General features: G+C 45.1%; 23 protein-coding genes. 12 read left to right on the forward strand and 11 right to left on the reverse strand.

The features are described 5' to 3' along the window. The first annotated feature begins 113 nt into the window (after positions 1–113). Complete coding sequence (locus OM416_RS01195) at positions 114–998, forward strand: LysR family transcriptional regulator (RefSeq protein ID WP_264926256.1); 885 nt, start codon at positions 114–116, stop codon at positions 996–998. 111 nt (positions 999–1,109) lie between these two features. Next, on the forward strand, positions 1,110–1,574 hold the full coding sequence (locus OM416_RS01200; RefSeq protein ID WP_264926257.1) for an NUDIX domain-containing protein: 465 nt from the start codon (positions 1,110–1,112) through the stop codon (positions 1,572–1,574). A 168-nt stretch (positions 1,575–1,742) separates the two neighbouring features. On the opposite strand, the gene OM416_RS01205 is transcribed toward OM416_RS01200, so the two are convergent. Then, positions 1,743–2,090, reverse strand: a complete 348-nt coding sequence (locus OM416_RS01205; RefSeq protein ID WP_264926258.1) for a winged helix-turn-helix transcriptional regulator — start codon at positions 2,088–2,090, stop codon at positions 1,743–1,745. A gap of 134 nt (positions 2,091–2,224) precedes the next feature. On the opposite strand from OM416_RS01205, the gene OM416_RS01210 reads away from it, so the two are divergent. Both OM416_RS01210 and OM416_RS01215 read left to right on the forward strand, forming a co-directional pair. Then, positions 2,225–3,151 (forward strand): DsbA family protein, encoded by a 927-nt coding sequence (locus tag OM416_RS01210; protein WP_264926259.1) that lies wholly within the window; start codon positions 2,225–2,227, stop codon positions 3,149–3,151. A 100-nt stretch (positions 3,152–3,251) separates the two neighbouring features. Further along, complete coding sequence (locus OM416_RS01215; RefSeq protein WP_264926260.1) at positions 3,252–3,824, forward strand: hypothetical protein; 573 nt, start codon at positions 3,252–3,254, stop codon at positions 3,822–3,824. 365 nt (positions 3,825–4,189) lie between these two features. On the opposite strand, the gene OM416_RS01220 is transcribed toward OM416_RS01215, so the two are convergent. Next, positions 4,190–5,683, reverse strand: coding sequence for an alpha-N-arabinofuranosidase (locus OM416_RS01220; protein ID WP_319951899.1), 1,494 nt, complete (start codon positions 5,681–5,683; stop codon positions 4,190–4,192). Between the two features lie 226 nt (positions 5,684–5,909). On the opposite strand from OM416_RS01220, the gene OM416_RS01225 reads away from it, so the two are divergent. Next, positions 5,910–6,836, forward strand: coding sequence for an ArsR/SmtB family transcription factor (locus OM416_RS01225; protein ID WP_264926262.1), 927 nt, complete (start codon positions 5,910–5,912; stop codon positions 6,834–6,836). A 115-nt stretch (positions 6,837–6,951) separates the two neighbouring features. Next, complete coding sequence (locus tag OM416_RS01230) at positions 6,952–7,119, forward strand: hypothetical protein (RefSeq protein ID WP_264926263.1); 168 nt, start codon at positions 6,952–6,954, stop codon at positions 7,117–7,119. Between the two features lie 344 nt (positions 7,120–7,463). Here OM416_RS01230 and OM416_RS01235 read toward each other — a convergent pair whose 3' ends face one another. Beyond that, positions 7,464–8,294 (reverse strand): AraC family transcriptional regulator, encoded by an 831-nt coding sequence (locus OM416_RS01235; RefSeq protein ID WP_264926264.1) that lies wholly within the window; start codon positions 8,292–8,294, stop codon positions 7,464–7,466. Positions 8,295–8,491: 197 nt separating this feature from the next. Here OM416_RS01235 and OM416_RS01240 point away from each other — a divergent pair, with 197 nt between their 5' ends. Beyond that, entirely contained in the window at positions 8,492–9,898 is a 1,407-nt protein-coding gene (locus tag OM416_RS01240) for a glycoside hydrolase family 4 (RefSeq protein WP_264926265.1), read from the forward strand. Between the two features lie 82 nt (positions 9,899–9,980). Here the strand turns inward: OM416_RS01240 and OM416_RS01245 are convergent, their stop codons facing one another. After that, positions 9,981–10,868 (reverse strand): LysR family transcriptional regulator, encoded by an 888-nt coding sequence (locus OM416_RS01245; protein ID WP_264926266.1) that lies wholly within the window; start codon positions 10,866–10,868, stop codon positions 9,981–9,983. Positions 10,869–11,019: 151 nt separating this feature from the next. Between OM416_RS01245 and OM416_RS01250 the strand changes: the two genes are divergently transcribed. The 3 genes from OM416_RS01250 (at position 11,020) to OM416_RS01260 (ending at position 13,651) form a co-directional block, all read left to right on the forward strand. Then, positions 11,020–11,766 (forward strand): acetoacetate decarboxylase, encoded by a 747-nt coding sequence (locus OM416_RS01250; protein WP_264928759.1) that lies wholly within the window; start codon positions 11,020–11,022, stop codon positions 11,764–11,766. A gap of 14 nt (positions 11,767–11,780) precedes the next feature. After that, positions 11,781–12,812: a ketopantoate reductase family protein gene (locus OM416_RS01255; RefSeq protein WP_264926267.1), complete on the forward strand. Its 1,032-nt coding sequence runs from the start codon at positions 11,781–11,783 to the stop codon at positions 12,810–12,812. A 191-nt stretch (positions 12,813–13,003) separates the two neighbouring features. Beyond that, a complete protein-coding gene (locus OM416_RS01260; RefSeq protein ID WP_264926268.1) occupies positions 13,004–13,651 on the forward strand; it encodes a hypothetical protein in 648 nt (215 codons plus the stop codon). 45 nt (positions 13,652–13,696) lie between these two features. On the opposite strand, the gene OM416_RS01265 is transcribed toward OM416_RS01260, so the two are convergent. Further along, positions 13,697–15,415 (reverse strand): AraC family transcriptional regulator, encoded by a 1,719-nt coding sequence (locus OM416_RS01265; RefSeq protein ID WP_264926269.1) that lies wholly within the window; start codon positions 15,413–15,415, stop codon positions 13,697–13,699. A gap of 175 nt (positions 15,416–15,590) precedes the next feature. Further along, on the reverse strand, positions 15,591–16,544 hold the full coding sequence (locus tag OM416_RS01270) for an ABC transporter substrate-binding protein (RefSeq protein WP_319951882.1): 954 nt from the start codon (positions 16,542–16,544) through the stop codon (positions 15,591–15,593). A gap of 497 nt (positions 16,545–17,041) precedes the next feature. On the opposite strand from OM416_RS01270, the gene codB reads away from it, so the two are divergent. Both codB and OM416_RS01280 read left to right on the forward strand, forming a co-directional pair. Beyond that, on the forward strand, positions 17,042–18,319 hold the full coding sequence (gene codB, locus OM416_RS01275; RefSeq protein ID WP_264926270.1) for a cytosine permease: 1,278 nt from the start codon (positions 17,042–17,044) through the stop codon (positions 18,317–18,319). Next, positions 18,288–19,556 (forward strand): cytosine deaminase, encoded by a 1,269-nt coding sequence (locus tag OM416_RS01280; protein WP_264926271.1) that lies wholly within the window; start codon positions 18,288–18,290, stop codon positions 19,554–19,556. Before codB ends, OM416_RS01280 begins: the two co-directional genes overlap by 32 nt. A 217-nt stretch (positions 19,557–19,773) precedes the next feature. Here OM416_RS01280 and OM416_RS01285 read toward each other — a convergent pair whose 3' ends face one another. The 5 genes from OM416_RS01285 to OM416_RS01305 form a co-directional block, all read right to left on the reverse strand. Further along, positions 19,774–20,553, reverse strand: coding sequence for a Cof-type HAD-IIB family hydrolase (locus tag OM416_RS01285; protein ID WP_264926272.1), 780 nt, complete (start codon positions 20,551–20,553; stop codon positions 19,774–19,776). Positions 20,554–20,557: 4 nt separating this feature from the next. Next, the gene (locus tag OM416_RS01290; RefSeq protein ID WP_264926273.1) at positions 20,558–21,607 is read right to left on the reverse strand and encodes an ABC transporter ATP-binding protein; all 1,050 of its coding nucleotides are present in this window, start codon (positions 21,605–21,607) and stop codon (positions 20,558–20,560) included. After that, positions 21,604–23,358: an ABC transporter permease gene (locus OM416_RS01295; RefSeq protein ID WP_264926275.1), complete on the reverse strand. Its 1,755-nt coding sequence runs from the start codon at positions 23,356–23,358 to the stop codon at positions 21,604–21,606. The genes OM416_RS01290 and OM416_RS01295 overlap by 4 nt, the downstream gene beginning before the upstream one ends. 17 nt (positions 23,359–23,375) lie before the next feature. Then, entirely contained in the window at positions 23,376–24,371 is a 996-nt protein-coding gene (locus OM416_RS01300) for an ABC transporter substrate-binding protein (RefSeq protein WP_413775759.1), read from the reverse strand. Between the two features lie 125 nt (positions 24,372–24,496). Next, on the reverse strand, positions 24,497–25,354 hold the full coding sequence (locus tag OM416_RS01305) for an HAD family hydrolase (RefSeq protein ID WP_264926280.1): 858 nt from the start codon (positions 25,352–25,354) through the stop codon (positions 24,497–24,499). Positions 25,355–25,359 lie beyond the last annotated feature (5 nt).

Consider the following 25,359-nt stretch of genomic DNA (forward strand, 5'->3'; position numbering starts at 1 on the left):
CCTTAAAATATAGTAATAACTTGATTTCACTCTACAATACGTCTATCATCAATTCAACGAAACGTTATCGAACATAACATTCATTTATTTTGAACATAGGAAGTGACTGATTCATGGAAATACGCCAGCTAAAAACCTTTTGGACACTTGCATCGACCTGTAGCTTTCATCAAACTGCTGAATTATTGAGCTATGTACCCTCTACCATAACCATGCAAATCAAATCGCTGGAAGAAGAGCTCGGGGTGAAATTGCTGGATCGATTAGGCAAAAAGGTCGTGTTAACGGATGCTGGCCAACAGTTTCTGCCTTACGCCACTAAGATATTAAACGATGTGGAGGAAGCAAAGTGCATATCCAGTCAGCACGGAGAATTGGCGGGAACGGTTGTGATCGGAGCAGACGAAGTGCTGTGTGCATATCTTCTTCCAGCCTTGTTCAAACGCTTCCGAGCGGATTATCCGGGTGTGCGGTTATTGTTCCGCCCCTTGTCTGGCCAAGAGCTTAAATCGAGTCTGAGAGAAGGACATGCCGATGTCGTTTTTGTATTGGATGAGCCTATGAATTCCAAAGACCTTCATTCCGAGTTTTTAAAGGATGAGACCTTTCAAATGGTCGTTTCTCCCGATCATATGTTAGCATCGCTTTCCGCGTTGGTCATTGATGACTTCCACAAACAGCATTTTTTACTGACCGAAAAGAACTGTTCGTATCGCACTCATTTTGACCAATCCATAACAAAGAAAGGTGCTGATGCTCTGACAGAGCTGGAGTTTCAAAGTGTAGAAGCCATTAAACAATGTGTTGCGGCTGGTCTAGGGATCGCTTTATTGCCTGAAATGGCTTTGAAGAAAGAGTTGAGCGAAGGGGAAGTGGTTGCTCTGCCGTGGGATTTATCAGATGTATCCTTTTCTGCGCAAATGCTCTGGCATCGGGAAAAGTGGATCTCTCCGTCTATGGCTGCTTTCATGGAGGTCGCCAAGAGTGAGTTGATTTGATTGTTCAGAATTTGTTTAGATGTATGTGTTAAAATGTTCTTTATGGAGATCGTGAGGTTAAATGGAATCAACCTTCAACAACATGATACAGATATATATGGGGGATTAGTAATGGAGAGAAAGATTAGAAATTCTGCAAAAGCATTGATCATTAAATACGGGAGAATGCTTGCGATCAAGCAGGATGATAATGGCGATGTGATCTATATATTGCCTGGTGGGAGCCAGAATGCAGGTGAAACGCTGACGGATGCTGTGAAGCGTGAAGTTGGGGAAGAAATCGGAGTCGATGTAGAACCGTTATCATTGGAATTCGTCATTGAAGGGGTATACGGTGAAGCTCTTCATCGTGTAGATTTTGTTTTTTTATGCGAGTACATAGGTTTAATGGACCATGACAGTTCTATTGTGCCAAGTGACGAAAATCAAGTGGAATATGAATGGCTCGAAATTAAAAATATAAACGAACTACCTTTATTTCCTGCAAAATTACGAAAGCAGATCATTCGATTGGTTGAGGGAGAAAAAACGGTTATGTATTTGGGAAGTGAAGAAGATGAGGACCTGTGTGGTTAGATGTGCACACGGGTGTGTTATTCGTAAACAAGGGGCAGTCTTGTATGTATAAAGGAAAGGCTATTTCAAAGGACATGATGGTCCAGAGAAATAGCCTTTTTGCCGTTAAACAAAGTGTACAGAGCGATTAGAAAATGAACATCTAAGGAGCTACATTTAGGCCAGGTGTTATATTTCTGGTTCCTTCACGCCTGCTGTCATATTTTTCTGACCCCATATTACCATGGATTCAATTAAAGGAACCAATTCCTTGCCCGATTCAGTGAGCGAATACTCCACTCTCGGTGGCACCTCGTTATATTGTTCCCGATGCACGATGCCGTAATGAATCAAATCCTTCAAACAGTTCGTTAGCATCGTTCCGGTAATGCCAGGCAGTCTTCTTTTTAATTCATTGTAACGTATACACTCATTTTCGCTGAGGATTGCCAGGATCGGAAGATTCCACTTGCCTCCAATGACCTGAAATGCATAAGTCGCTGGACATAACTGATCGAAATTAAACTCGTATTTCACTTGATACCCTCCAATAGTATACTTTTTGATACTTAGTCAGAAAAAGAATCGTACTTGTTCAGAAGATTGTAGACATTATAATCAAACTAAGACAAGAAAATCAATTCATAAGACAAGATAGAGGCGGGATAAACGTGGGTAACGAATCTATGATGTGTGATCTGGAAACAGGCATATGTGGTGTGAACGAGGAAGAGGCGATGCAAGAAATCAATCTGAATCACGTTGAGAAAAGGATAACTCTTTATTACGCAACAGATCCGATATGCTCTCACTGCTGGGCGCTTGAGCCTGTGCTTCATCGGTTTATTGAGGAATACGGTCATTATTTTACGCTGCAAATCAAAATGGGTGGGCTCCTGGCTAACTGGAATGGTTTCTCGGATGGCGCTAACGGGATTCAGAAGCCTTCGGACGTTGCAGCGCATTGGAAGGAAGTAGGTGAGCATTCACGTATGCCCATCGACGGTTCCTTATGGCACGATAATCCAATACTTTCTTCTTATCCGCCATCTCGCGTATTTAAGGTCATTCAGAGTACACATCCTGGGAAAGAGCATGACTTTTTAAGACGTGCGCGTGAAGCCGTGTTTGCATTTAATCGAAATATTGGAGAAGATGATGTGCTGACGGATATCGTCAATCATCTGGGCTTGAATGGAAAACAAGTGGTTGAAGCGGCTGCACAGCAATCTGCACAAGATTTATTAGAGGAAGACTTTGAGAGTGTGTCTAGTTTGGGAGTTAGAGGTTTCCCATCCATTATTATTGTGAATGAAGAGAACCAGGGTATAAAAATTGTCGGAGCGCGTTCTCTTGAAACATATGTGCAAGCACTTCAGCAGGTGCTCGGTGGTGATCTGAAACCAAAACAGATAACCTCGTTGGAACAGAAAATCAATGAGGGACACCTTCTTTTTTCTAAAGAAATGGAGGTCTTGTACAATATCGAAAAGAGTGATATTGAATCATATGTGAAATCTGAATTGGCAGAGCACACATATCGTATGGGTCATATTTTGAATGAGATGTATATTGAGCATGTGGTAGGAACCATGTAAGAATCTTCCTGCTTTCAGCACACGGATGTACTATTCGCACAGGCAAGTCGTCCACCCATTGCGTAGACTGAAGTAGATCAAGTCAAGTGAGGTGAATTCCATGGCTAAAACCAATGAAATACACGTCCGGGTGAAACGGCTCAAGGATCGCCCAGTCTGCGTGACTCTTCATAATGGCGAGACGTACGTCGGGTACATCTCTGGCGTTAACAGCGAAGGCGTAGTGCTTACCGGGGGAGGAAAGCTTACTCAGGCCGCAATCACAGCACCCTCATCTGAAGGCAGTGCTCGCAAAACCAAACCGAAAGCAGGGGCTACGAGAAAAACAGCATCCTCTCGAAAACGTAAACGGGTGAACAGCACACGTAAGTCGCAAGTACGATCCCGGTCGATGTCTCGCTCAACGTCTAGGCAAGCCCAGGTATCATCTTTCATGCCTATGCTAGGCTCATTGTTAGGTGGCTTTGGCGGTGCAGGCTCGATTGGAGGTATGTTAGGCGGTGGTATGCGGTTGTTTGGCATGATCCAGCGATTTACACCTGTGGTCAAAATGGGGTATGGCATGATTAAGCAGATTCAGCCATTTATGGGGGCAGTTCAAGGGCTGATGACTCCAGCAAGCCAAGCAGCTCAGGCTGAAACCGAAGGTGAAGAGGAAGCACAACAAGGATAATACTTGAAATGAAAATCGTGAAATAGAACACAACCTTCGTTGCATTTGGAAAGGAAGTATTGCTAGTGTGTTGGGTGATTTGATCTCTTTCTGATCTGTTCTGTTCCTTATCTTCTCCGCTAGATGCTAACTGCAAGCTGCTCTCCGTACGCCAAACGGAGGGTGGCTTATTTGCTTATGCTGTATAAGAGGAATAGAAACTGAAGATTTCCAATACGCACCAAACGTCTAACTTTGGAACTATGTAGTTGGGCCGACTACCCTCATGCAGCAAAAAGCACCGTGCGCAGGGAGCTGCACGCGGTGCGAAAAGCAATGCTGTATTGCAGAGTGGAAACAGATTCTATTCCGCTGCTATGAAGCCTTTAAGCCTGTTTAGTTTTCAGACGAATGACGTTCCACGACGCTTTGTTCAGTACAGCTTGCACTTTACCTTGATCTACGGTTGTGTACCCACCGTTATGAGGAAGGACGTTGCGCGGGTTTTCTTTCGTATTGGTTGCTTTCAGATCGTTATTCTCCAGTACGATATGTTCCACGAATGTCGTTTCTCCGAAGGAGCGCAGGTCTACGTTGAGTTCCAACTGCTCATCCAGATGTCTGTTCACCGCAAAGATTGTGATCGTGCCGTTTTCTTCATCATGCACACTGATCGCTTCAAGGTAAGGCACGTCCGTGAAGTCTTTGGAATCATATTTAGGTGAAGAGGTGATGGACCGCAGCACTGTACCGCGTCCGAAATTGGAGGCGTGCAGGAACGGGAAATACGTTGTCTGGAACCAGATTGCTCCGTTATTTTCCGTCATGATTGGTGCAATGGTGTTAATCAACTGAGCAAGACAAGCCATTTTTACACGGTCGGCGTGCTTGAGTATGGTAATCAGGTAACAGCCCACGGCTAGTGCATCTTCATGCGTGTATACATCTTCAAATTCAGGAGGAGCAATCTGCCAGCGTTCTTCCATACGGCTTGTGCCAATGGATTTCCAGACATTCCATTCGTCCAGGGACAGCATCAATTTTTTCTTGCTGCGTTTTTTGGCTTGTACAAAATCACAGATCGAAGCCACACTATCAATAAATTGATCCAGGTCCAGCGATGTCGCCAGGAAGTCATACGTGTTGTCCCTATTGTTGTTGTAATACTGATGCAGGGACAAGTAGTCCACATTTTCATAGGTAAGATCCAGCACGGTTGCTTCCCAATCTGCAAATGTACTCATGTCACGGCTGGAACTGCCGCACGCCACCAGTTCAATCTCCGGATCAACCCATTTCATTGCTTTGGCTGTCTCATTGGCAATACGTCCATACTCATGTGCAGTCATCGCACCAATCTGCCAAGGTCCGTCCATTTCGTTGCCCAGACACCACGTTTTGAATTTATGTGGGTCCTTGTAGCCGTGAGAGATCCGCAGATCACTCCAGTATGTGCCGGATGGATGGTTGCAGTATTCCACCAGGTTTCTCGCCGCGTCGATACCCCGAGTACCCAGGTTAACCGCCATCATAACTTCGGTTCCAACCAGCTTAGCCCAGTCTGCAAATTCGTTCGTTCCTACGGCATTCGTTTCAATCGTCCACCATGCTAGTTCAAGTCTGCGTTTACGCTCCGCTACCGGACCGACGCCGTCCTCCCAATTGTAACCGGATACGAAATTGCCGCCCGGATAACGAACGATTGGCACATTCAAAGCTTTAATCGCTTCGATGGCATCTTGACGAAAACCTTGAGCATCTGCCGTCGGATGACCTGGATCATATATACCGCCATATACGGCACGTCCCAGATGTTCTATAAATGAACCATAAACACGCGGATCTACTTCAGCAATCTGAAAGTCTTTATCGATAAGCATTTTGGATGTAAGCAATGGGAAAACCTCCATAGAATTAATTTTAGGTGTATAAGAAACATTAATTTCACTTTGAGTTCGCATAAAAGCAAAATCAACTTATTGATTTGTTATCTAATGTGTATCATAATGCTATTATATTGAGCAAGCTTATTCTACAGGGTTCGCTAAATAGCGAATTCTAAATCATTAATATATTGAATTCTAGAGAGATAGGGAAGTGAAGTTCATGATGCTTGGCACGGATTCCTCATCCTTGATCATATATGAGGCGCTCGCCAGCGAGGCCCGTTTAAATATCGTTCGCTTATTATTGCAAAACAGGGAGATGCATATCAATGCGCTCGCCAAAGAGCTATATCTGAGCAAAGCTATCGTTAGTACACATGTGAGCAAATTGCAAAAAGCAGGCATCGTAGGCAGTCGCATGAAGCGTGAGAATGGTGGAACGTATAAATACTGCTTTATTCTGCAAGAATTTATGACTATCAATCTCTCTCCTGAACCAGTGGATGCTCCTTACCATGAAGTCTCTATTCCGGTAGGTCAGTATACAGATTATGAAGCGTGGCCGACCTGCGGGATTGCGACAACTACGCAGATGATTGGACAGTACGACACACCGGCCTGCTTCATGGACCCGGACCGGGTGAATGCGGGTATTCTTTGGTTGGCACGAGGTTTTCTGGAATATAAGATTCCCAATTATCTGAATACAGAACAGCATCTCCAGGAAATTGAAATTTCACTCGAACTCAGTTCGGAAGCACCCCAAGTCAATGAAAACTGGCCGTCGGACATCCGCTTTTCCCTTAATGGAAAACACCTGGGAACATGGACAAGCCCAGGGGACTTTGGGGATCGTAAAGGCAAACACACACCACTATGGTGGAAATTGGACGTCAACCAGTATGGTGTACTGAAGGTGCTGCGCATTAACGGAGAAGGGACATTTATTGATGGACAGCGCATCTCGGATGTACGTATCCATGATCTGCAATTGGATTCTTCCACCTACTGGACGTTTGGATTAAGACCGGAAGAAGGGGTGCCTGGTCGGGGCGGACTTACCTTGTTTGGGAAAGGGTTCGGCAACTACGATCAGGACATTTTGATTCGGTACTATTACGAGGATGCCGCGTTGAAAAAGGACTAGAATAATCTGGAATTTTAGGATAAGGTATAACCATCTGAACAAAAAGGAACAAGAGGGACGTGAATCCCTAATTCTCCGAGTGTCTTTTTTGCCTGACAGAAAGCGGGAAGATTACATGGCCGAACTGGAGTATGTCCGGTATTTATTTGAGCACGGTGCACGTGTCTCGAATGTAGTCAGCTCGAAAAAGGGTCATCTGTTAGAAGAGATCACCACTTATGATGAGCATACGTTCTTTATCTGTATGTTTGTGAAGGGTACCACTTACCGAATACTATTATAATAGCGGAAAAGTTCTGGGCAAAATGCATCATCTATCGAGAAAGAGTACACTCCCGTTCATCGCCGGCATCATTTGATGGACAATTACAGCGGTGAATATATCGATAACCTGGTACCTGAATCATTCTCTTTGCTTAAGGAGAAGATGGTCGCGCTACTGAAATGTCTGGAAGAGGATATACCGTATAAAGGGTTTTTCCATGAGATGTACTCCACTGAAACTCCTTTTGAGTATGAGGAACGCTGAAGGGACCTGCACTTAAACTACGTCATGAATAACCAATGATTCATCAAGTATGGAGGCAGCCGGATGTACCGGTTGCCTCTTTGTTTGTCTGCGGCATGTTATTCGAATTTGGAAGGAGCTACGTTGTAAAATTTTTTGAATGCTTTGGAGAACGTAAAGGGATCGGGATAGCCCAGAAATCCGGCAATTTGCTGGATCGTATATTTTTTCTCATACAGATAGTCTCTGGCCCGGTTCATTTTGATCTGATTGATGTACTGTCCGGGTGTAATACCCAGAATTTTTTTGAACAACGAAATAAAATATTTCTCAGAGACGCCAGCAATAGCGGCAAGTTCGTTAACTCGGATGGCACGATGCAGATTCGCATCCACGTATGGGAACACGTTCTGCAGAACTTCCAGACTTCCTTCAATTTTCCTCGGTTTTTGGTCTTTCAGAAACTCACCGTGATACAGCCCTTGCCCATGTAATTCCAAAATTTTGGCGATGACGAGAAGGAGAGAGGCTTTCAAGTAAAGTGGACTGGCGGAAGCGCCGCTACTCTGCTTGAATCTTTGATAGGACGAGGTGAACAGCGTTGATTCCTCTTGAATCAGATTGCCAGGTACAATGCCGGGGAGTTGAAACTCGCCGAGAATCCGCTTCTGCTCAGCGATGCTGAAATCAAAGTGCATGTATACGAATCGGCATAACTCTCCGGTCGTGGAAGCCGTGTAGGGCATATCCGGATAAAAAAACACCACGTCACCCGGTTCTGCCATATGCTCGATTCCATTGATGGTAATTTGCACGGAGCCTGCTGTAATGAACCACAGATCATAATCGGAATGAGACTTGCGCTCCGTCCAATTACTGTCGTGTGTTTGTTCCAAATAAGAGCTCATGCGAAGTGTGATATACTCCGAAAGTTCGTCGATTATACTCATATTTATAGTTCCTGCATGCATCTAACCCAACTCATTCCTCTCTACTTTATGACATCCTCTATTTTTAACTATCATATCAAAGGTTTTACTTCTTGTTAATTATCGTACGATATGACATGTTTTGAAAACTATCACACATTCCGATTCCAGCTCACTCACCTATAATGAACTTATATCGTTATGAGGAGGGGTTATTAATGAATGCTACAAACACACAGCATCCGAAGGTAGTCGTTATTGGGGCAGGCAGCCTGTTTTTCGGTCGTCAGTCCATCTGGCAGATGGTTCACTCCCCCTATTTGAATCAGGGAACGCTGGCTTTGGTGGATACGGACGAGGAACGGCTATCGAAAATGGTAACACTGGCGGAGAGGGTCGCTCGGGAGAACAACGTATCCTTAAAGATTGAGGGTTCGGTGGATCGAAGACAGGTGCTTCCGGGAGCTGACTTCGTTGTACTCAGCTTTGCGGAGCAATCGGTGAAGTATCGGGGCATTGACTGCCAAGTTTCTCTAAAGTATGGAATTCGCATGTGTTCCGGCGATACGATTGGTCCTGGCGGAATCTTTCGCGCTATGCGGGAACTGCCGGTTATCATGGAGTGTGCCAAAGACATCGAGGAGCTGTGTCCGGATGCGTGGGTGATCAATTATATTAACCCGTCTACCGTTCACGGCATCGCTTTACATCGTTACGCACCGAAACTCAAATCGTTTGCACTGTGCGATAGTCATCATATGCCGCATAAAAAAGCCTATTATGCCGTACGAGCCGGTATCATTGGAGACAATAGCCAGTTCACGGAAGAGATCAATCAGAAATTCGATTTCCGCATCGCTGGTGTCAATCATTTCACTTGGCTGCTCAAAGCCGAATATGAAGGGGAAAATGTGATGCCTACAATCGCAGAAGCCATGCGCAAGCTGGCAGGTGATGAGAATAATGGCGGTGATCGCGGCGCAAAAGCTCTTTTCAACGATGCGATTACCTATGAACTGTATGATATGTTCGGAATCATTCCCACTTGTACGGCGCATACGAAGGAATACGTTCGGTATTGGCAGGGCCATGGCAAAACTGCGGACGCCATCCCGCCATTATCGATCTGGGAGACAGAGGACAGATATGAGCGTCACGACGAAATGTGGCGCCAGGTGGATGACTTTCTAGCGGGGAACATCCCAATTGCCGATTACATGAGTAGCTTCGGACCAGATCATGCGACCGACATCATTGAGAATATGGTAGGGAACTTGGGCAAAAAATTCTTCATCAATACGCTCAATCAAGGCGCAGTAACCAATATGAATACCGATTCGTTCCTGGAACTACTATGCGATGTAGATATGGACGGGGTGAAACCACTCCATGTAGGCGAGATGCCGCGTGGGATAAGAGGGATGCAAGAACTTGTGCTGGATACCCATGAGCTTACAGTAGAAGCTGTTCTGGAACAGAGCTATGAGAAACTGAGAAGGGCGATGCTCACTGATCCGCTTGTGAATTCCATCAGTGACGCGGACAAGATCATCCATGAATTGTTGGAACTGGAACGTGAGATGATTCCGGACGTTTGGTACAAGGATAGACTGCAGTATAGCTAAGAACAGATAACGATCAAAGACCACGTCGATTCCTTCCAAGGGACTAACGTGGTCTTTGCTTTTATCTTTCTAACAAGAGATCCTACTCCACTTTAAACAAGCCAGCATGGTCTTCATAGTACGAAGTAATAAAATCACGAAATTCTCCAACAACAGGAGATAACCATTTTTGTTTGACCCAGGATAGGCTAATTGGATATATCGCTGAATCATCAGCAATTTTTACATAACGTAACCCCAGTGTTCTACATACGGAGATAGGAAGTAGTGCCACACCCTGATTAAGCCTGATAATTTCAAGCAAAGTATGAGAATCGACCTCAAATGCAAGGTTGGGCAGGAAGCCTGCTTTTTCACAGAGCATGGTTGTAAACCGGCTGTACTCCTTATTATCGGCAAGGGAAATAAAGGGCTCATTTGCAACAACATTTAATGAAATGCTTGTTTCTCCGCCGTGTGCATGATTAGTGGGCACAACCAGAACAATGTCCTCCTCAACAAGAACAACACTCTCAATCTCCTCATCCTGAATCGGATGTCCCGTAATGCCCAGATGCATGTCGCCTTTCTTCAGTCCTGTAATAATTTCACTGCGGGTTCCAATGCCTTGATGAAGCTTGGTTTCGGGGGAACCGTTGATATAGTCACTAATAAGACCTGTGAGGAACCGAGTATTCGTAATCGAGATCCTGATTGTATTGGAAATCTTCTGTTCCTCCGCTTTAATCTCCATCTCTGCATTTTCAATTTCAATAAAAATCCTGTTCACATGTTTCAATAAAATTTCACCTGAGGAATTCAATTGAATGTTTCGTCCTCTCCTATGAAATAAGGGGGTGCCCAGTTCATCCTCAAGTCTTTTGATCGTCAAGCTTAGGGAAGGTTGAGCAATGTTCAATTGCGCAGCTGCCTTGGAGATATGTTCAATATAGGCAACGGTCTGAAAGTATTTGAGTTGAAGCAATTCCATTCATTCGCACTCCTTATTTATTCTGATAAATATATATAGTACTTATTATGTATTATATTAAATTTAAATATTGATGTAGAATTTTTTTATGAGATACAGATCAAATTTTAAATACCAAAATTCAACTAAATTTATGAGGTAGGTGTCTTTGATGAAAATCGATGTGAATAACATAGCTAAAAATCTGAATACACCCCTAACGGCACCGGCATACCCAATGCCACCGTACAAATTCGTGAATCGTGAATACTTGAATATTATTTATCGAACCGATGAAAAAGCTTTAAGGGCAGCTGTACCAGAACCTCTCGAAATTACTGAACCCCTGGTTAAATTCGAAGTGATGTGGATGCCGGATGTTTCTGGGCTGGGTGCTTATACCGAAGCTGGACAAGTTATCCCTGTGGAATTCAATGGGGAGGAAGGCGATTATGTGCATTCAATGTACGTAGACAATTTCCCCGCAATTGCGAGTGGTCGAGAGCTCACCGCCTATCCGAAAAAGCTGGGTGCGCCCAAGTTATATACCGATTCAGATACACTTGTCGGCACACTTGATTATGGAACGTTGCGTGTAGCTACGGCAACCATGGGCTATAAACATGTGGAGATGGATAAAGAATTAGCCAAACGTGAAATTTGCCGACCTAATTTTATGATTAAGATGGCTACCGACTATACCGGGAATTTAAGAATATGTGATCTGATCCGTACTCAAATTACGGACATCGAAGTGAAGGAGGCCTGGACAGGACCTGCACGGCTTCAACTGTTCGAACATGCGTTGGCACCTCTTGCAGATCTGCCTGTGTTGGAAGTGGTGTCCGCTTCTCATATCCTTACCAATCTAACCTTAAACGCTGCACAACCTGTATATAACTACCTGGAAGAAAAATAAGGAGGATAAATAAAATGAGAATTGCAATTGTAGGAGCAGGATCTTTGGGAACCATCGTAGGTGCATACCTTGCGGATGGCGGACTTGACGTTGAGTTAATTGATGCATATCAAGAACATGTAGATGCTTTAAATCAAACGGGTGCTAAAGTGACGGGTACCACAGAGTTTCAGGCCAAAGTAAAAGCAATTACTCCTGCTCAGAAATCAGGACAGTATGACCTCGTGTTACTTTTAACCAAACAACTCTACAACGATTCCATCCTTCAGGAGCTACTTCCATTCTTGAATGACGACAGTATGGTGTGTTCCTTGCAGAACGGGATTCCGGAAGAAAAAGTGGCGTCCATCGTGGGTGAAAAACGTGTCATTGCTGGCTCCGTTGAATTCGGCGCTACGTTCATCGAACCAGGTGTGTCAAGTCTGACTACCGAGTATACTCAATTTAAACAGTATGCTTTTCAGATTGGCGAATTAAATGGTGAAATCACCGAACGAATTCAACGCGTGAAATCGGTGTTGGACCTTGTGGGTGGAACTCATATTTCCGATAACCTGGTTGGAACTAAATGGTCCAAATTGTTGATTAACAATGCCTTCAGTGGTTTATCGGCCGCATTGAATGGTGAATACGGGGACATTATCGATCAAGAAGCCGGCATTGTGAGTGCAGTTCATATTGCGGACGAGACAATTAAAGTTGCTCGTGCCAATGGGGTCACTTTGGTTAAAATGAATGGATTCGACATCGCTTCACTCGAACTGAACAGCGAAGAAGATATCCCTGAACGGGTGAAAACATTACGTTACGTGATGGAGCCCTCCAGACTGCTCAAAGCAAGCATGCTTCAAGATTTGGAGAAGAACCGCAAAACGGAAATTGATTATATTAATGGGGTTGTTTCTAGCAGAGCAGAAGGTACTGGAATTGCGACACCTTATAATGATTTAGTTGTACAACTGGTTAAATCTGCTGAAGAAACTCAAACCGTTCCTCATTTTGACACGAATATAAAAGCTTTTGAAGAACTATTAAGTGCACAATAATAATTCAATTATTTCAGCTGAAAGTCGCTAATATAGCGGCTTTTTTGTTGTATAGTAAATCCTATCAGGTTTGATTTTACGACGGACAGAATATTTTTCGTAATTTCTGTTTCCTAAGATTATACAAAAAGGGGAATTAATTTTGATATAATATAACTTGCTTGTTATTTTACTATTCGAAGGAGATACATATGAGGAACTCTTGGGCAGAATTCGTCTTTTATTTGGCTGTGTTTGTCTTTGTTTTGTTTATGACTTGGAATGACTATTCTTTATTTTTGACAATAGGGGTTGTGCTTATAGCCACTCTTATCGCATTTATTAAGCATGTTTTTTATCCTTTAGTATTTGATAAGCGTATAGATCGTCTAGAGTCCTTTTTATCTAAGCAGCAAAATACACCTGGGACATACATTATTTATGTTCTTGCGAACAGACTTGATGATGAGGTAGAACTAGTCATGGAGCAAATTATGCAGAAATATAAACGGAAATCGACGCAGGCCTCGTTCAAGGCAGCTTATGGATTATATCGCAAAGATATGTTTGCTATTCGGCAAGCTGTACCTCATATTGGATTATCGGACTACCGTACATATTATGAAACCATTTTACTCTTGGAAGACGGGAGAAGTGATGAGGCGCGGGAAAGACTTCAATCCATTAAGAAAAAGTGGATGCGATCAACATTGCTTGCCTATATTGAACTCAAAGCAGAAAACCGCAATACCGCCATCCAGCACGCACATGAAGCACTTAACTCTTCCAGAGGTGTTGATCGTTATGTTTTGTATAAGGAATACGAAAGAGTATTACCAGAAGTTGTTGAGCACATATAATAGAATGGTGAAAATATTTTGAAAAAATAAACCGTGTTCCGCGGTTTATTTTTTTTCATTTGCTGGCACAAGGGCCAGTCCATCCTTAGCAAAAATAGAGGGTAGAACAGTCAATAACCTCTCACGGGTAAGGGGATCATCGTAGTTCCAGCCAGCTTCTACTATATGTACTTTACTGGGTGCTAGCATTCCAACCAAACTTTGGAGTGTAGAAGGGATATGTACATTCAACTCCTCCTGAGGTACCATCACGAAGTTTCGGTCTCCAGTGTATTGCGTGATTTTATTAAAATCGATTTGTATCCACGGTCTGCCATCAACGATCAGCTGATTTACGGATTCAGTGGGTCGAAAGCCAAGTGATTCATACACGGTAGCGGCAAATCCCGTCTGTCCCATAACATATATGTTCTTGCCCAGCACCAGATAAACAGTTGCTCGTTCTCCTGCAATGTAATCATCCGCCAATTGTCGCCGTATCCTCCTGACACTCTCCTCATAGCGGTCGATCCACTGTTCAGCCGTTCTGCTTCGACCGAAAAGATCCGCAATATAACGAAGACGCTCAAAAGTGCTGGTTGATTCGCGATAGACGATGGTAGGGGCAATGGCGTCCAGTCGAGGTAACTGCTGCTCACTATAGTTGCCTAGCAGGATAAGATCAGGCTTCAGTAGGGAGACTTGTTCTGGTGCGCCTTGCAGTCCAATGTCCGGGATCTGATGCAGTTTGTTTCGATATATGACTTGTGATTTCATTGTAGTTATACCCGCGCCGACTGGACGGATACCGATAGCAAGCAACTCACCAAGGGTATTGGTGCCTGTAGCTACGATACGCAAAACCGCATCAGGAAGAGAAATCTGCCTGCCGAGGGAATCGGTTATCGTTCTTTGCCTGGTACGCCTTAGTATATTGGCGTATTCCCGTGGAGGGTGTCCTGTGAGCTGATGAAAGCGCCGACTGAAATAATACTCATCCTTAAAACCGACTTGTCTGGATATTTCACGCAAGGTCTCGGTAGAACTGGACAGTAGCCTTTTAGCATGCTCGACCCTAAGATCTGTCAAGTAGTCTGTCGGCTTCTTACCAGTTATTACCTTAAACAATTTGCTATATTGCCATCGAACCATCCCAGCCATTTCGGCCAAGAACTCTACGGTCAGATCTTCGTTGTAGTGCTGTTCCATATAGCTGAGTGTACGCTGTACCGCTTGATCATTTTGCACTGGCGGAGGAGCACTTTCAAGCTGAGCCATCAGGCCAAGTATCAGTTGCAGCCTGGCCTGAGTAACTGCTAATTTTGAATGATAAGTAGGCGTAAATTTCTTCTCCTGCAACCGATTCTGCTTGTTGGATTGCAAAGGCGTCGGAGAAATCCAGTCCTCACTTGCCAACGCAAGTTTTATAGTAGAAAGAGACAGCCTGTAAGGAAAGCCCAGAATAAGAGGAGGGCAAGCCGGAAGCAGAGTCAACTGATCCACTTGAAAAGCAAGAAAGGTCAACCGGGCTACATGCGCTGGCTCTTTTATCGTTTGGAGAATGTAGGATTGCTGAGTAGGGAGCAGAATACAACTGCCTTGGCTCAGATCTTGGGAAATCTGGTTTGTTAATAGCCGAATTCCATGATCCAGAGCAATAAGCAGTGTATATTCATTGGTATCCTTGCTTTTGGTTGATGGATTATGATGTTTGGTTTCCTGCAGTGGTGTGAGCTGAAGCAGATCATGCTGCTGCAGTTGGATGTATAGGGAAGCCATTTGCATTCGGGAGCACTCCGATCTAGTGATAATAATTCTCAATTACTAGTTTACCACATTTTACACGTTAGAGAATGTTTGGTTGCAAACCTTATTACACGCAGTATAAATTTATAAAATCAAAAAAATCCTCCATAGCCCAAAGGGTTTGGAGGATTTTGACGCCATCATCAATGCGTTATTATTGATTCATCCATTTTGGTAATTCATCAAGCAATTGCTCCAGTGCCAGCAGGTTGTCGGTATTCCATTCGGCTGAAGCTGTATAGACGTGTCCTTGCTGAACGGCAGGCAACGTTTTCCACAAAGTGCTCTGTAGCAAGCGTTCAGATTCAGCTCGACTTTCGTCATTATCGAGCGTAAGGACAAAGAGATGATCTCCTGCATAGTCCGGCATTCGTTCTTCCGAAAGTTGGATAAATGTTTGATCCTTGTCGATAATGTTTTGCTGAATTGCTGGTGGAATTGCAAATCCTTGCTCTTGATACAAGACTACACCCAAGGAGCGATTACCCATCACGTAGAGCTGTTTACCCAACTGCAAGAAGATGGTCGCTGTCTCGCCCTCTGCCACATTCAGCTTGTCCCACATCGCTTCCGCTTTTGTATCAAATCTGCTGATCCATTGCTCTGCCTCATCCTGTTTGCCAAAAATGTTGCCAAGCTCTCGTACGCGTTCTGTAAATGGCAACGCCGAGTTGAACGGAATGGTAGGCGCAATCTTCGAAAAAGCAGCGTTTCGGTCAGCATCTTGGTTATAACCATTCAAAATCAAATCAGGCTGCAAGGCCGTAATTGCCTCCAAATCACCAGGGTTCCCGACATCCTCAATACCTTCCAATCGGTCTACAATATAGCTTTCGGAAGCATGAATCAGATTGGCTCCAACGACGGGGATATCCATTGCCAGGAGATCTCCAAGTGTTGAACCAAGATAGATCACTCGTTGAGGCTGAGTTGGTATTTCGATCACTTCGTCTGTTTGGGTTGTATAGCTTTTTGTCGTTTGTTCGTTGGTCTTCACAGGTTCTTGTGAAGGAGCGCTTTCCGAACGGCTGCATGCTGCAAGGACGGATAGAAGAAGAAAGCATGCTCCCCATATGAATAGGTGTTTCTTAATTGTACTGTTCATCATTGTTTCCCCCTGAGTTCTCTTTTTCCCATTGATAACCATTATCAATTACAATGTAATTATAGGTGCCATTTCCGGGGCTTACAATGAAAAAAACGCAGTGAATTTATTTGTACATATGTCAATGCGTGCATCTAATTGTTCGTTGCATTATTTTCGATCCGCAGGTGCGCTGTCATCGGAGTATGCGTGATCAAAAACAGCTTGCTATATAAGGAATTAATAACCTTGGATAATAATGACATTGACAACTGCAGGTTTTTCCAAAATAATAGGATGTAATTGAATACTGGTACCTTTAATTCAGTCCAGAGAGGCTGGCAAGGGCAGCGGATTTCATAATCACGCGAGAATCAGGGCATATTTCGTAATAGGATGCTCTGTGTCTTCGCGCGGATTATGATGCAAAAAGAGGCTACTTGTCAGTGTATAACTTGACGAGTAGCCTCTTTTTTCTGCTTTTTTTGGTATCAGATACACTTTATGTTGGGGGTATTCTGATGAGCAAACAAGATCAAGAGTTTTCATGGCAAGCTGTGCCGAAATCGCAAAGAAACCACTTTTGGAAGACGTTATCCGTCATGCTCGGTTTCACATTTTTCTCGGCAAGTATGTTGGCAGGAGGGACGTTGGGCGTAAGCTTGACGTTCATGGAGTTCATTGGCATCGTACTTGCAGGCAATCTGGTGCTCGGTATCTATACAGGGGCACTGGCACATATCGCTGCCAAAACGGGCCTGTCCACACATTTGCTTGCTAAATATGCGTTCGGTGCAAAAGGGTCGTATCTGCCTTCGTTCCTGCTGGGATTCACACAGGTTGGATGGTTCGGAGTCGGCGTAGCCATGTTCGCGATTCCGGTCGCCAAAGCCATGGATTGGAACGTGTACCTGTTGATCATCGTGTTTGGACTTGCCATGACAGCGTCAGCCATCTTCGGCATGAAGTCACTCGTCATTCTTGGATATATCGCGGTTCCTGCAATTGCCATTCTCGGTGGTTACTCCATGTTCGAAGGCGCAGGTTCGCTGGGGGGTCTGCAAGGGTTGCTTGATTACACGCCGACTCAGTCGCTTACCGCGGCGGCAGCATTGACGATCTGTATCGGATCATTCATAAGCGGCGGAACGCTGACACCCGATTTTGCCCGGTTTTCACGGACATCCAAACAGGCAGTTACCGCAACAGTGATTGCCTTCTTCCTGGGTAACTCACTCATGTTTCTGTTCGGTGCAGTTGGTGCAATGGCTTATAACCTGGCCGATATCTCGGAGGTCATGTTCCTGCAAGGATTAATCATCCCGGCAATCATCGTTCTGGGCTTGAATATCTGGACAACCAACGATAATGCGCTGTACGCTTCAGGTCTTGGTTTTGCCAACATCACCAAAATTTCGAAGAAATTCTTCGTCATCGTAAACGGCATCGTCGGTACCGTATTCGCCATGTGGATGTACAACAACTTCGTCAGTTTCCTGAACGTACTGGGCGCGGCGGTACCATCCATCGGGGCTATTATTATCGCAGATTACTTCATTGTAAAACGGAGAAACTATAAGCCATTTGCCGACATGTCATTCAAAAATGTAAACTGGATAGCGATGGTCGCATGGGCCATCGGCGTGGCATTCGCCCAACTGGCTCCTGGTGTAACACCATTGAACGCACTGCTTGGTACAGCAGTGGCCTATATCATCCTGATGCTGATTGTTCCTGCGAAAGAATCCAAAGAAATGGGGAAAATAAATGATTATACAGAACGCAAAATTGCGGGGTAAAGAAGGACTATGGAATATCGTTGTGAAAGACGGGAAGTTCGAACGAATCACACAATCCCTGGAAGTGACCGAAAATGAAGAGATCCTGGATGTCAACGGATCGCTTGTACTCCCACCGTTCATTGAACCGCATATTCATCTCGATACAACGCTCACAGCAGGCGAGCCGGAGTGGAATCTAAGCGGAACGCTGTTCGAAGGTATCCAGCGCTGGTCAGAGCGCAAGGCTTTCTTGACACATGAGGATGTCAAAACACGTTCCAAAACGGCACTGAAGTGGCAATTGGCACAGGGAATCCAGCATGTGCGGACCCATGTGGACGTTACCGATCCAAGCTTGATCGCCGTTAAAGCGATGCTTGAAGTAAAAGAAGAAATGGCTCCATATATGGACATCCAGCTTGTTGCTTTCCCACAGGAAGGCATTCACTCTTATCCAAACGGGGCAGAATTGCTGGAAGAGTCGTTGAAAATGGGCGTTGACGTGGTCGGCGGCATTCCACACTTCGAATTCACACGAGAATACGGCGTTGATTCAATGAAGGTCGCGTTTGATCTGGCCGAAAAATACGATCGTCTCATCGATATCCATTGCGATGAAATCGATGATGAGCAATCCCGTTTTGTTGAAGTCGTTGCCAAGGAGGCTTACGAGCGTGGACTGGGTTCACGCACAACAGCAAGTCACACGACAGCGATGGGGTCATACAATGACGCTTATACGTACAAATTGTTCCGTTTGCTGAAGATGGCTGATTTGAACTTTGTCTCCAATCCGCTGGTCAACATTCACCTGCAAGGGCGCTTCGACACGTATCCGAAGAGAAGAGGTCTGACGCGTGTCAAAGAGTTGCAGGAAGCAGGTCTGAATGTATGCTTCGGTCACGATGACATCTTCGATCCGTGGTATCCGCTCGGCACAGGCAACATGCTTCAAGTGCTGCATATGGGGATTCATGCTTCCCAGTTGCTTGGTTATGACCAGATCGTGAATTCAATCGACCTCATTACGAAAAACAGTGCAAGAACGTTACACATCGAGGATGTATACGGAATTGAAGAAGGTAAGCCTGCCAACTTCATCGTACTTGAAGCAGAGAATGAATATGAGGCTGTTCGGAAACAATCCGGTGTACTTTATTCCTTCAGAGGCGGCCGTAAAATCGCGGAATCGAAGCCGCGGGACACATCCATCATTTTTGAAGGCGGTACGGAGAAGGTTACGTTCAATAAATAAGTAGCTTACATGACTTGGGTCTCAAACTACATCACACAGAAATCATATAACCATTAAAAGTCGCTATTAGAGCGGCTTTTTTTGCTTTTTGTGTGGTCTATGCAGTATCCTATATGGATTACGAAAGGTAGTAACAATCAAATTGAAAAGACCTCTACATATAGAAGAGGTCTTTTTAGCATTCATATTCTTACATAAAGGAGGGTGCTTTACTTCTCTACAACAAACCTGCCCATTTCAGACCATGCCAGATCCCGTCTTGCTCCGCACTTGCTGTAACATGTGACGCCAGTTGTTGTAGAGGATGTGGGGCGTTGCCCATGGCAATGCTGTATCCTGCATAACGGAACATCTCCATATCATTGAAGTTATCGCCAAAAGCATACACCTGTTCAGGGGAAAACCCCAAGCGGTCTGCGAGTCGGGAAACCCCTTCGGCTTTGGAGCCTCCTGCAGGTAGAACGTCCATGGACAACGGATGCCAACGTATAAAGTGTAGATCACGGAACCTATCTCGATATACCGTTTCCTCTTCTGAGGAGCAGAATAACATCGTCTGATAGATGAGTCTGTTTGTACAAAAGCTCCTTCTATACCCAGGATGCGTGACACCAAGCGAAGTTAGACAAAGGTCTACATGTGCATGATACTCCTGACTGCAACTCATCTGTGAATGATCCAGATAAACGAGTGGATGTCCCGACAACTCAGCGAATGCAGACAATTGATTCAAAGCATCCGAACGAATGGCTTTACTGTGAATAAGTTCTCCTTGATGCATCACATATTGTCCATTGAAACTAACATAAGAATCCAGTTCCAGATCAAGCCGAATCTGTTCCAACATAAACGGAGAGCGCCCTGAAGCTAAAGCGACCGTATGTCCGGCTTCCTTTAAGGCAAGAACGGCTTGTTTCGCGGAAACGGGAATTCGATTATGGCGGTCGAGCAGCGTACCATCAATGTCAAAGAAAATCAGTTTTGGACTTTGAGCCACAACGTCACACTCCTTCCCCGTCGACGGAAGAAAGACTCAGACTGACTTGCTCATTCAAGCCGAAAGGAAAAGGGGAGATGACTTCCCAACGTTTCGTATCACTGCGAATATCATAGTGAAATTCTTTCCCTTGAAACTGGACATTGGCGATCTCGCCCAATATTCCAGCTTGACTTGAAGGCTGTAAATGGAACTGATCCGGCCTAACAGGATACAACCCGTTGGATTTAAAATAGTTTGCGACCTGCTTGCCAGGCCAAGCAATATTCATACCGCCCTCGGGGATGAACATGTCTCTATCCCAGTGACCTTTGACCAAATTGGACTTCGATACAAACCTCGCCACGAATTCGGTCTCTGGTCGCAAATAAATCTCCTGCGGAGTTCCAGCCTGTTCAATCCGGCCATCCTTCATTACGATAATTCGGTCAGCCATGGCAAGGGCTTCCCCCTGATCATGCGTCACATAGACTACAGCTGATTTCGTATTCCGATGTACTTGCTGAATCTCACGCCGCATATCCATACGAAGCATGGCATCCAAACTACTGAGGGGTTCATCCATCAGCAACAAAGACGGTTGGGGGGCGATGGCGCGTGCGATAGCAACGCGTTGTTTTTGTCCTCCAGATAGCTCATGCGGCATACGTTCTGCCAGATGGGACAGCCCCGACATGTTCAGGACTTCCTGAATGCGGTTCTGCTCGTTATTTTTAATATGGGAAGGCGTTGATTTATGCGTTCGGATGGGAAAACGGACATGCTCCGACACATTCATATGCGGCCAAAGTGCGAAGGACTGGAACACCATGCCGATTCTGCGTTTTTCCGGAGGTAGCAATGTCCCTGAACCGGCCACTACCTTGCCATCCATCAGAACATTACCACTGCTTGGCTGCTCAAATCCGGCAAGGATACGCAGTAATGTGGTTTTTCCACAGCCTGATGGTCCAAGAATCGCCACGAATTCGCCATCCTCAATCGTTAAGTTAATGGAATGAAGGGCCTGATAACTTCCGAATGATTTGCTAACCTGTTGAATCTGAATACTCATGACTTCACTCCCTTACGAGTTGCCCAGCGTTGAGCAATGAGCAAAATTACGCCGCCTGCCGCAATAAGTGCGACAATCAGACTGGACAAGGCAGTTGAATAGAGGGTATCTCCCGCCTGTTCAAAACTAAATATGGTAACACCAATGGTCTGTGAACCTGATGAATACAACAATGCCGATACAGTAAGTTCGGTCAAGGCGGTCAGGAAGACCAACATACCTCCGGTCAGAATACCCGGCAGCAGTAAGGGTAACAGAACAGCAGTCCATTTACGCCAGAAACCGGCTCCGGAGATCCGCGCTGCTTCTTCCATGGATGCATCCAGCTGCATAAATGAAGTGACACTTGAGCGGATCTGAAGAATAAGGAATCGACAGATGTAGGCAATAAACAAGATGGTCATGGTGCCATAGATGCCAGGGTTCCAGCCAGGAACCGGCTCCATCCACACCAAAATCATGGACAGTGCGAACACAATACCGGGAAGGGTATAGGGAACAGCAGTGGCCAGCTCCGCCATTTTATTGAATCGATTAGGCTTACGTACCCGGATATAAGCAAACCCTGAGCCAATAATCAGACAAGCCAGCATCGTGACAAGAGAGAGGACAAGGCTGTTCTGAATCGCCTGCCATACACGTTCATTCTCAAAGAGGATATATCTATAATTATCCAGGGTCATATTGGCACGAGTCAGACCGAGACCATACGCTCTTTTTAAAGACATCGAGATCATTGAAGATAACGGAATAATCGTAATCAGTGCGAGACCTGCCCATATAGCGAAGGCTAGCGGCTTACGCATGCGACCTAACTCATATCTCGGGGTAAGGTCGGGTTGCATCGTATCCGAAGCATGACTTTTTCGTAAAAGAATCCATTGCAACAGACTGCCGACTACCGCAGCAGCACCGAGCAACACAGATAACGATGCCCCACGGGCAAATGCCGAAGGTCCGAATCCGATAATCTCTTCATATATAAGTGTACTGAGAACAGAAATATTCACAGGCGTGCCAAGGAAGGCAGGTATCCCGAAATTGTCCAGCGAAGCCAGGAAAACCAGCAATCCGCCTGCCGTTAGACCCGGAAGGGCAAGTGGCAACGTAATCCGGCGGAAAACATCGATCCTGCTTGCACCGCCGGCTCTAGCCGCCCACTCCAGATCACGAGGAATTTTACGTAGTACATCCAACGTAAACATATACACTAATGGAAAATGGTGAATCCCCATTACAAACACAATACCGCCCATACTATACATGCTCCAAGGAGCCAGATCAGGATGAATCCATTGCAATACATGTGCAAGCCAGCTCTGTGAACCGGTAAAAGAAGACCAGGACAACGTGAGAACATAAGAGGGAAGAATAAAACAAAGCATGATTCCCATATGCAGAGCCGATTTGTGTCGTATATCCGTATAAGCGACGACCCAGGCTAGTGCGGTTCCAATCACGAGTGAGAATACAGTTGAACCGATGACGATATACACGGTATTGCGCAGTGTGGACCAGAAACGTTCCTGTTGAAGCAATTCGTTATAATGAGATAACGTTAAGCCTTGTTCACCCTGAAAGCTGAGAAGAACCAGCTTCAGGATGGGGTATACAAAGAATAACAGGACAGCTATAGCACTCAACAGGGCGATCAATCGATTCCAACGAAACAGGCCGGGGAGGGAGAAAACGGACTTACGCCCGTTATCTTGTCCCCTTAGAACGATCATGTTTCTCTTCAATTTCTCCATTCCGACAGCTCCAATCCTTACTCGCCAAACACATTAATGAATTGCTGTTTATCTGTTTCCCGATCAGCTGCAAGTTTGGCCGCATCGCCAGACAAAATCTTCATCTCCGATACACCTTTCAATCCTTCCGGTGGTGCAACGCCTTCGCGAATAGGGGAGTAACCGATCTCAGCAGACAACTTCTGCCCCTCTTCAGAGAGAATGAAATCTACAAAGGCTTGAGCAGCCGGCACATTAGCAGCTTCTTTCATGATCCCGATCGGTTCTGTGATGATGGGAACACCTTCTTCTGGATAGATCAGTTCAACCGGAGAACCTTTCGCTTTTTCACGTGCCACGAGGTAATCCACAACAACGCCATATGATTTTTCACCGCTGGCTACAGCCTTCATAACCGCACCGTTTCCTTTAATTACGGACATGCCGTTCATCTTCGTCTCCTGAAGAAAATCCCATCCAAATCCATCTGTACGGCTAAATACACCGATGTTGTATGCTGCTGCGCCAGAGTATAGGGGACTCGGCATAATACTTGCATCCTTACTGTCCGGCAGGGTCAGCACTTGCCACGATGTCGGTTGAGTTGTGACCTTTTGGGTGTTGGTAGCGAGTACCGTTGCCATAACCTTCGTGCCGGCGTACATGCCATCCGGATCAACCAGATCGGTGGGAATTGCACTTAGTTCCGGCGACTTGTAAGCTTGAAGAAGATCGTCCTTTTTCAAATTTTCAAAGGTAACTGCATCGGCCAGCAGGAGTACATCCGCTTGAGTTTTACCAGCTTGGCGTTCTGCCTGAAGTTTCGCAGTGACTTCTTCTGTTCCAGAACGGAAGATGCTGACTTGAACATCTGGATATTTATCGTTAAACGCATTGACCAGTTTGCCTGCATCTTCCTCAGGCTGGGATGTATAGAAGGAAAGCTTACCTGAGACTGTGCTCGAAGCTGCACCTGAACTATCTTGATCTGGGGTGGCTTGTCCCTGTGCAGAACAACCGCTGAATACAATCATGCCTGCCAGAAGGGGCAGTAGTAACGACTTTTTGAATGGAATCACAGATAATCTCTCCTTTGGTGTCTAGCTGATCATGTATTGGGTTACGAAATTGGGAAAGTGAAAGTAATAATTAGAGCAAGTTATAACAAGTACGTATGGATTGCCTGCGCAACACCATCTTCAGTGTTACTGCCAGTAACAACATTAGCGATTTCCTTCACATGAGGCTCTGCATTTCCCATGGCGATTCCTAATCCTGCCCATTGCAGCATGTCCAGATCATTATCATAATCCCCGACTGCAGCTACCTGCGCACGTTCGATATGATGTTCATGACACAATCGCTCCAGTGCTCCACGTTTACTAACTCCGACGGAATTAACATCAAATCGCAAGCTTCCGGTCCGTGTACACCGGAACACCCCTGATTCATCAAGGATACGAAATAGTTTCTCGCGTGAGTCTTGGTCTGTACAGATAACCGCTGCTTTGAACAGCATGTCTGGCATCTGGCTTACAAAGGTTCTGAAATCCTGTCCAACTTCGACGAAGCGAATAAAATCAGCCTGTTTAGCATCAAGTTCTTCTGGCGAATCTAATTCCGGTCTGTTGACCTTATTGTTCACGGCCCAGTTTCTATTGATATCATTAATCTCTTGAACATAGAGGACATTGTATCCATAGAAATGGATGTAGACGCCTTCTTGCTCGATGATATCCAACATAAACAGCAGATCTTCTATTTTGAGTGCAACACCATCAAGCAGTTGTCCTGTCAAGGGATCTACTGTCACTGCCCCGTTCAAGGCTACCAGTGGGAAATTCATGGAGACTTCCCGAGCGTGTAACCATACGGAAGCGGGGAAGCGTCCGGATGCAATCGTGACATTCACATTTGCTGACATTAATTGTTGAATGGAGCTTCGTGTCTTGAGGGTTATCACTTTGTCTGGATTAAGCATCGTGCCGTCCAGATCAAGGGCTAACAATTTGTACATGAACA

The organism is Paenibacillus sp. LS1 (genome assembly GCF_026013365.1).
GTDB lineage: Bacteria > Bacillota > Bacilli > Paenibacillales > Paenibacillaceae > Paenibacillus.

What these genes read in the sequence shown, in the direction of transcription:
- OM416_RS01270 (WP_319951882.1), bottom strand. Translation starts at nt 16,544, where the DNA reads ATGATGAACAGTACAATTAAGAAACACCTATTCATATGGGGAGCATGC.
- OM416_RS01195 (WP_264926256.1), top strand. Translation starts at nt 114, where the DNA reads ATGGAAATACGCCAGCTAAAAACCTTTTGGACACTTGCATCGACCTGT.
- OM416_RS01280 (WP_264926271.1), top strand. Translation starts at nt 18,288, where the DNA reads ATGATTATACAGAACGCAAAATTGCGGGGTAAAGAAGGACTATGGAAT.
- OM416_RS01230 (WP_264926263.1), top strand. Translation starts at nt 6,952, where the DNA reads ATGGCCGAACTGGAGTATGTCCGGTATTTATTTGAGCACGGTGCACGT.
- OM416_RS01290 (WP_264926273.1), bottom strand. Translation starts at nt 21,607, where the DNA reads ATGAGTATTCAGATTCAACAGGTTAGCAAATCATTCGGAAGTTATCAG.
- OM416_RS01265 (WP_264926269.1), bottom strand. Translation starts at nt 15,415, where the DNA reads ATGCAAATGGCTTCCCTATACATCCAACTGCAGCAGCATGATCTGCTT.
- OM416_RS01255 (WP_264926267.1), top strand. Translation starts at nt 11,781, where the DNA reads ATGAGAATTGCAATTGTAGGAGCAGGATCTTTGGGAACCATCGTAGGT.
- OM416_RS01220 (WP_319951899.1), bottom strand. Translation starts at nt 5,683, where the DNA reads ATGCTTATCGATAAAGACTTTCAGATTGCTGAAGTAGATCCGCGTGTT.
- OM416_RS01295 (WP_264926275.1), bottom strand. Translation starts at nt 23,358, where the DNA reads ATGGAGAAATTGAAGAGAAACATGATCGTTCTAAGGGGACAAGATAAC.
- OM416_RS01240 (WP_264926265.1), top strand. Translation starts at nt 8,492, where the DNA reads ATGAATGCTACAAACACACAGCATCCGAAGGTAGTCGTTATTGGGGCA.
- OM416_RS01200 (WP_264926257.1), top strand. Translation starts at nt 1,110, where the DNA reads ATGGAGAGAAAGATTAGAAATTCTGCAAAAGCATTGATCATTAAATAC.
- OM416_RS01260 (WP_264926268.1), top strand. Translation starts at nt 13,004, where the DNA reads ATGAGGAACTCTTGGGCAGAATTCGTCTTTTATTTGGCTGTGTTTGTC.
- OM416_RS01305 (WP_264926280.1), bottom strand. Translation starts at nt 25,354, where the DNA reads ATGTACAAATTGTTAGCCCTTGATCTGGACGGCACGATGCTTAATCCA.
- OM416_RS01235 (WP_264926264.1), bottom strand. Translation starts at nt 8,294, where the DNA reads ATGAGTATAATCGACGAACTTTCGGAGTATATCACACTTCGCATGAGC.
- OM416_RS01225 (WP_264926262.1), top strand. Translation starts at nt 5,910, where the DNA reads ATGATGCTTGGCACGGATTCCTCATCCTTGATCATATATGAGGCGCTC.
- OM416_RS01215 (WP_264926260.1), top strand. Translation starts at nt 3,252, where the DNA reads ATGGCTAAAACCAATGAAATACACGTCCGGGTGAAACGGCTCAAGGAT.
- codB (WP_264926270.1), top strand. Translation starts at nt 17,042, where the DNA reads ATGAGCAAACAAGATCAAGAGTTTTCATGGCAAGCTGTGCCGAAATCG.
- OM416_RS01245 (WP_264926266.1), bottom strand. Translation starts at nt 10,868, where the DNA reads ATGGAATTGCTTCAACTCAAATACTTTCAGACCGTTGCCTATATTGAA.
- OM416_RS01250 (WP_264928759.1), top strand. Translation starts at nt 11,020, where the DNA reads ATGAAAATCGATGTGAATAACATAGCTAAAAATCTGAATACACCCCTA.
- OM416_RS01300 (WP_413775759.1), bottom strand. Translation starts at nt 24,371, where the DNA reads ATGATTGTATTCAGCGGTTGTTCTGCACAGGGACAAGCCACCCCAGAT.